The organism is Candidatus Infernicultor aquiphilus, assembly GCF_002784285.1.
Lineage (GTDB): Bacteria > Atribacterota > Phoenicimicrobiia > Phoenicimicrobiales > Phoenicimicrobiaceae > Infernicultor > Infernicultor aquiphilus.
The window spans coordinates 1-6,521 of record NZ_PFKO01000255.1; the positions used below are offsets into that span (position 1 = coordinate 1).

The window sequence follows — 6,521 nt, forward strand, 5'->3', positions numbered from 1 at the left end:
CTCAAAAAAAATTTGACAGCTTGGGGGGGGTGATATACTATAAATTAAGATTTTGGAAAAACTAAACTATTACAAAATAATAATAGGAGAAGTGATGGAGGATGGCTTAGTGATAATTGCTGGCCCCAATAAAGGTGAAGAGCTTTCTATGGTTATAGATAAATTGGAAAAGTTAGGAAATAACCTGATATTGATTGATGGAGCTATAAATCGAATTGTTCCTTTAATGAAGACAGATGCTTTAATACTTACTACCGGGGCAGCAAGAAATATTAATATAGATTTTTTGATAAAAGAGATTCAATATATTTCTTATCTATTTGAGTTACCTAAAATAGAGAAGAAAGATTTAATGAATTTAAAGAATATAGAGCAAAAAGTTATTACTTTAATTCAAAAGGATTGTTCTAAAAAGTATTTAAAAACAAATTCATTAATTAGCTTATCTGATATTCAAGAGCTTATTAATAGATTAAATGAGGAAACTCAGCTGATTTTTATTCCAGGGGTTTTAACTGAATTTGCTTTAAATGAACTGATAAAAAAAGAAGTAAAATTATTGAAAGAAAAAAATATTATTATTCCAAATCCCACACATCTTCTTGTAGGTAGCAATACAATTTTTTTAATGGATACTCTACTTAAAATAAAAAAACTTAGAATAAATTTAAAGACAATAAAAACCATACCTATTTTAGCAATTACTGTTAATCCTTTTTATCCTTTATATAGATATGAAAATAGTAGATATGAGAAAAGTTGGGTAAATAGAGAGGAGCTTTATAATAAAGTTAAATCTATTGTTAGTATTCCAGTTATTGACATTGTTAGAGAAGGAGGTAATATTCTATTTGATATTATAAGAAAAGAATTTAATCTTAATTAGAAATGAAGAGTTGATTAAAAATAAAAATAGAAGGAGGAGATCGTATGGAAAAATTAATCGAAGTGCGTTGGCATGGAAGAGGTGGACAGGGCGCAGTTACTGCCTCCAAATTACTGGCTACTTCTGCTCTTGCCGAAGATAAATATATTCAGGCTTTTCCTGAATATGGACCAGAGAGGATGGGTGCCCCCATCCAATCTTTTACCCGTATAAGTAAAACTCCTATTAAAATCCACTGTCATGTTACCCATCCCAACATAGTAGTAGTATTAGATTCTACTTTATTGAGGGCAGTAGATGTAACTGAAGGTTTAACCGAAGATGGGGTTTTAATCATAAATACTGAGGAATCAGCTGCTGAGATAAGAAAAAAATTAAATCTAAAAGGTAGAAAGGTATATACCGTAGATGCCAGTAAGATTGCCCAAGAGACTATAGGAAAACCTTTACCTAATACTCCCTTAATTGGTGCCTTAATAAAGGCCACTGGATTATTAACTTTGAATAATGTCTTAGCTGATATCGAGGATAAATTTAAAAAGAAATTTAGTTCTAAAATAGTAGAAGGTAATATTAATGCAATCAAAAGAGCCTATCAGGAGGTGAAGGGTGAATGAGTGATATCAAGAAATTAGGATGGAAAGAGATTCCTGAGGGAGGATTAATTGCCAAAGCGGGGAATTCAGCTACTTACGAAACTGGTTCCTGGAGATCTGTTAGACCGGTGAGAGATGAGGAGAAGTGTACAAATTGTTTGATCTGTTGGGTCTATTGTCCCGATTGTTCCATATTAGTTTCGGATGGAAAGATAAAAGGTATTGATTATTCTCACTGCAAAGGCTGTGGGATATGTGCGACAGAGTGTCCGGTCAAAGCCATCAAAATGATAAATGAAAAAGAATTTACCGATTAGAAAGGAGGAGAAATATGAATAATAAAATGACTGCAATAACCGGGAATGAAGCTGTAGCTTATGCTATTAAACAGATAAATCCTGATGTAATGGCTGCCTATCCCATCACTCCCCAAACAGATATAGTGGAAAAATATTCTGAATATGTAGCTGATGGATTAGTAAATACTGAATTTATTACCGTAGAGAGTGAACATAGCGCTATGAGTGCCTGTGTAGGAGCAGCTGCTGCCGGAGGTAGAGTAATGACTGCTACTTCAGCCAATGGTCTGGCTTTAATGTTTGAAATACTTTATGTGGCTTCTTCTAATAGATTGCCAATTATTATGCCAATGGTAAATAGAGCTTTATCTGGTCCTATTAATATTCATTGTGATCATGGTGATAGTATGGCTGCTCGAGATTCGAGTTGGATTCAAATCTATTCCGAAAATGTCCAGGAGGCTTATGATAATACTATACAGGCAGTGAGAATTGCCGAACATATGGAAGTTCGTTTACCTATAATGGTAATGTTTGATGGGTTTATTACCAGTCATGGAATAGAATGTGTGGAACTTTTAGAGGATAATAAAGTAGCTAAATTTGTAGGGAAATATCCTCCCCGTTATCCCTTATTAGATATAGATCATCCGGTAACTTATGGTCCTTTAGATCTTTATGATTACTATTTTGAACATAAAAGACAACAAATCGAGGCAATGAGGAAGGCCAAAAAAGTGGTTTTGGAAATAGGTAAAGAATTTAAAAAAGCCTTTGGTAGAGAATATAAATTATTTGAAGAATATCGGCTTTCTGATGCGGAGAGGGCTATCGTAGTGCTTTCTTCCACAGCCGGGACGGCAAAAGAAGTGGTAGATGAACTAAGAACTAAAGGAGAAAAAGTTGGTTTATTAAAATTAAGACTATTCAGACCCTTTCCTTACAAGGAAATTGCCCAAACTCTTTCTCATTTAAAAGCAATCGCCATACTGGATCGTTCTGCTTCTTTTGGTGCCTTTGGAGGGCCACTCTTTACCGAAATTAGGTCTGCCCTTTTAGAAGCAGACAAGATCCCTCACAATGTTAATTATATCTATGGTCTGGGAGGTAGGGATATCAATCAGACTGATATAGCTTCTATCTATGCTGATTTAGAGAAGATAGTAAAAACCAGCAGAGTTGAAGAACGAGTAAAATACTTTGGTGTAAGAGAATAGGGAGGTGTTAATCAATGGCAAATCTTAAAGAATTATCCAAGAAAGAAGAAATATTGAGTGGAGGGCATCGGCTTTGTGCTGGTTGTGGGGCTTCTATTGTGGTAAGACAGGTACTTTCTGCTTTAGATGATCCGGTGGTAGTGGCTAATGCTACTGGTTGTTTAGAAGTAGCTACTACCATATACCCTTATACTAGCTGGAAATCTTCATTTATTCATAATGCTTTTGAAAATGCAGCAGCTACCATAAGTGGAACAGAAGCCATGTTTAAGTCATTAAAAAGGCAAGGAAAGATTGATAAAGAGATTAAATTTATTGCTTTTGGAGGAGATGGAGGTACTTACGATATAGGGCTGCAATCTCTATCTGGCGCATTAGAGAGAGGACATAATTTTGTCTATGTCTGTTATGATAACGAAGGCTATATGAATACCGGAATTCAAAGATCAAGTGCTACACCTCGAGGGGCTTGGACCACTACTACTCCTGCAGGAAAAGTTATTCCAGGGAAGGCTCAATATCATAAAAATCTTACTGAAATAGTTGCTGCCCACAATATTCCTTATGTAGCTCAAGCTAACCCTTGGAGATGGAATGACCTTATAGAAAAAGCCCGTAAGGCTTTCTATACCGATGGACCAGCTTTCATTAATGTCTTATCTCCTTGCCCACGTGGATGGAGATTTGATTCTAAAGATACTGTTAAAATATCCAAACTTGCAGTACAGACCAATTTTTGGCCTTTATATGAGGTAGAGAATGGAGTATGGAAATTAAATTATAGGCCCAAAGAAAGAAAACCTATCAAAGAGTGGATGGAAGCCCAGGGTAGGTATAGACATCTCTTTAGATCAGAGAATGAGCATATCATCAAAGAGATTCAAGAAGAGATAGATAAAAATTGGGAGAAGCTACTGGTTAAATGTGGAGAAAAATAAGTTTTTCATTGATTAGTAATTTTTCGTAAAGTTTTTAAAGGATTAAATAAGATACCGCAAATGTTTAAAGCATTTACGGTATCTTTAAAAGAAGTAGTTAATTATTTTTATAAAATAGCACAAAAAACAATTAAGCTTTTCAGATTTTTATTCCTGCTTTAAAAATTAAGAAAATTCCCAGGAAATATACTAAAAAAATTAACCAGGCCGCTATCTCTAAACTAAATACCGTTCTTTTAGGTTTATATACCACACTGCCAATAACAATGCTGGTGAGAATTATAGCCATTAAAGCACTAATAATATGCTGGGGTGAGACTACACTTAAAATTGGTGGACCATCATAAAATATGTCTGAGAAGAAGGGTATGGTCATATCAAGAATATTCGCTCCCAGGACAATGCCTACTGCAAGGTCATAAGCCTTTATTCTAATAGCTGCAAGGGCGGTAACTAATTCTGGTAAAGAAGTAATAATGGCTAACATTACAGTGCCATAAAAGTTGTTCCCTATCCGGTAAGGTCAGCTAAACTATTGCTTACTTGTGCTAACTTCATGGCAGTAAAGATTATTATTATGGCTGCTATTAAAAATTTGATGTTGGTTAAGGGCAAAGAGTAAGCAGTATAATTTTTTTCAGGAACTCCCAGAACATCATCTGGTTTAGTTTTTTTACTATATTTGAATATTACTACAATACCTAAAAAGTACAGAATGATTAAAATTAGGGAGTCTATGCCAACTCCCACCAAGAGAAACGATGGTTTTAATAACATACTCAAGGCAGCAATTGCACATAGAAATATTCCTAAAATGGCAGTTAGGATTTGGCCGGCAGATACTTCTATAAGAAGCGGACCAGGTCCATGAGCAAAGTCTGCTATGGCAATAATTGTTAGATTAAACATAATACTGCCGAAGACGTTTCCAATAGCTAAATCGGGGGCATTGATCCAGGCAGCACCGGAACTTGAAGTGATTTCAGGAAGAGAGGTAGCTAAGGGCATTAATGCAGCTCCAATCCAGACCCTTCCTAATCCGGTCTTTTCAGCAATTATATCTCCACAGCGGGTCAGTTTAGTTCCGGTAAAAATGATTATTAGTGCGCAAATTAAAAATAAGAGCCATAAGTTGAGCAAATTTATTACATTCCTCCTGAAGCTAAAAGTATTTTATTTTTACAAAATTTATTATAATGCAAGAATAAAATATCTATATATTTTAGAAAATTATAACACTTCTTTAAAGGGCAATCAATCAAAATCAGTATATCAAAATCAGTATCTCGTATCTCGTGAATCGTATATCGTAAAAAAGAATTCAGGAGCCAGGAGCCAGAATACAATATAGTATATAGAATAAATTAGAATATACCGATTCTTCATTCCCTCTCCCCCTTCACCTAAATCCTAATTTCTTTAACGCAATAGGCAATAGGCAATACGCAATACGCAATACGAATATACTATTCCCTAACGACAATTATAATTGGCAAATTACTATATTGCTTAATCGGTCAATTGTAATCGCTTACACCTTATATCTTGCATCCTTTTATTGTATCTCGCATATTGTGGTTTTAATCGGAGAATCGGCAAATCGGAGAATTGGAGAATTAATTTATAGTTGGTAAAATTTTGAAAAAAAATTAAAATTTATGCAGGGATTTTTTATTTTTTGTAGAATATAATATATATAGAAAAAAATTCTTAAAATAAAAAAGTAAAATATGGTAAAATATTAAATAAAAAAAGAGAGGTAAAAATGATTAGGGTAAAAATTTCTGGAGTAGCCATAGACCCGGTGACGAAAGGTTTTGTGGTAATTTTAAAAGATGAAACTGAGACAAGGTGGCTTCCTATTTGGATAGGACCTTATGAAGCGAAGATGATTTCTTTAGCTTTAGAAAAAATTAAGCCAATAAGACCTTTACCCCATGATTTAATAAAAAATATCTTAGACTCCTTATCTATGATTGTTACCAGAGTAGTAATTAGTAATATTAAAGAAAACACCTATTTTGCCATTATCAAATTAAGATTAGATCATACAGAAAAAGAAATTGATGCCAGACCAAGTGATGCTATTGCTTTAGCTTTAAGAACAAATGCCCCAATTTATGTAACTGAAGAAGTTTTAGATAAAGCTTCCATAGAGAAGATTGGTTTAGAAGATGAAAAGGGAATGAAACTTACCGAATTACGAGAAAAAATGCAAAAAGCAGTAGAGGTAGAAAATTATGAAGAAGCAGCCAAATTGCGGGACCAGATTAGAAGCTTAGAGAAAAAACAAAAATATTAAAATATTAAAAATGTTAGATGAAAGAGAGAAGTAAGATATGAGAAAAGATCAAAAATTTTATCGTAATGTTTTAAAAGAATTAAAACCGTATGACCCTCACGAAGTACCTTATAAAGTAAAACTAAATGCCAACGAAAATCCTTATGGTTTACCAGAAGATATTATTAAAAAAATACTTAGTAAAGCTAAAAACTTGGAATATTCCCGTTATCCCAATGCTAATTCTGTGAAATTAAGTGAAACTGTTGCCTCTTTTTGGGGTTTGAACCGGAGTAATATAGTT

Annotated in this window: 8 protein-coding genes and 1 pseudogene; 7 read left to right on the plus strand and 2 right to left on the minus strand. The window is 33.8% G+C overall.

Annotation, left to right across the window (positions count from 1 at the left end; translation table 11 throughout):
- The first annotated feature begins 94 nt into the window (after positions 1-94).
- The 5 genes from COZ07_RS06805 to COZ07_RS06825 are packed head-to-tail and all read left to right on the plus strand — an operon-like array spanning position 95 to position 3,936.
- Entirely contained in the window at positions 95-886 is a 792-nt protein-coding gene (locus COZ07_RS06805) for a hypothetical protein (RefSeq protein WP_406607818.1), read from the plus strand.
- A gap of 44 nt (positions 887-930) precedes the next feature.
- Positions 931-1,503 carry a 2-oxoacid:acceptor oxidoreductase family protein gene (locus COZ07_RS06810; protein WP_406607819.1) on the plus strand — a complete coding sequence of 191 codons (573 nt, stop codon included), beginning with the start codon at positions 931-933 and terminating at the stop codon, positions 1,501-1,503.
- Positions 1,500-1,799, plus strand: a complete 300-nt coding sequence (locus COZ07_RS06815; protein WP_406607820.1) for a 4Fe-4S binding protein — start codon at positions 1,500-1,502, stop codon at positions 1,797-1,799. The genes COZ07_RS06810 and COZ07_RS06815 overlap by 4 nt, the downstream gene beginning before the upstream one ends.
- A gap of 14 nt (positions 1,800-1,813) precedes the next feature.
- Positions 1,814-2,998, plus strand: coding sequence for a pyruvate ferredoxin oxidoreductase (gene porA, locus COZ07_RS06820; RefSeq protein ID WP_406607821.1), 1,185 nt, complete (start codon positions 1,814-1,816; stop codon positions 2,996-2,998).
- Between the two features lie 14 nt (positions 2,999-3,012).
- The gene (locus COZ07_RS06825) at positions 3,013-3,936 is read left to right on the plus strand and encodes a thiamine pyrophosphate-dependent enzyme (protein WP_406607822.1); all 924 of its coding nucleotides are present in this window, start codon (positions 3,013-3,015) and stop codon (positions 3,934-3,936) included.
- Between the two features lie 139 nt (positions 3,937-4,075).
- Here COZ07_RS06825 and COZ07_RS06830 read toward each other — a convergent pair whose 3' ends face one another.
- Positions 4,076-4,423, minus strand: a complete 348-nt coding sequence (locus tag COZ07_RS06830; protein ID WP_406607823.1) for a hypothetical protein — start codon at positions 4,421-4,423, stop codon at positions 4,076-4,078.
- A gap of 23 nt (positions 4,424-4,446) precedes the next feature.
- Positions 4,447-5,076 carry a sodium:calcium antiporter gene (locus COZ07_RS06835; RefSeq protein ID WP_406607824.1) on the minus strand — a complete coding sequence of 210 codons (630 nt, stop codon included), beginning with the start codon at positions 5,074-5,076 and terminating at the stop codon, positions 4,447-4,449.
- Between the two features lie 625 nt (positions 5,077-5,701).
- On the opposite strand from COZ07_RS06835, the gene COZ07_RS06840 reads away from it, so the two are divergent.
- Positions 5,702-6,238: a bifunctional nuclease family protein gene (locus COZ07_RS06840; protein ID WP_406607825.1), complete on the plus strand. Its 537-nt coding sequence runs from the start codon at positions 5,702-5,704 to the stop codon at positions 6,236-6,238.
- A 37-nt stretch (positions 6,239-6,275) separates the two neighbouring features.
- Positions 6,276-6,521: pseudogene (locus COZ07_RS06845) on the plus strand (histidinol-phosphate transaminase); the annotation flags it as partial.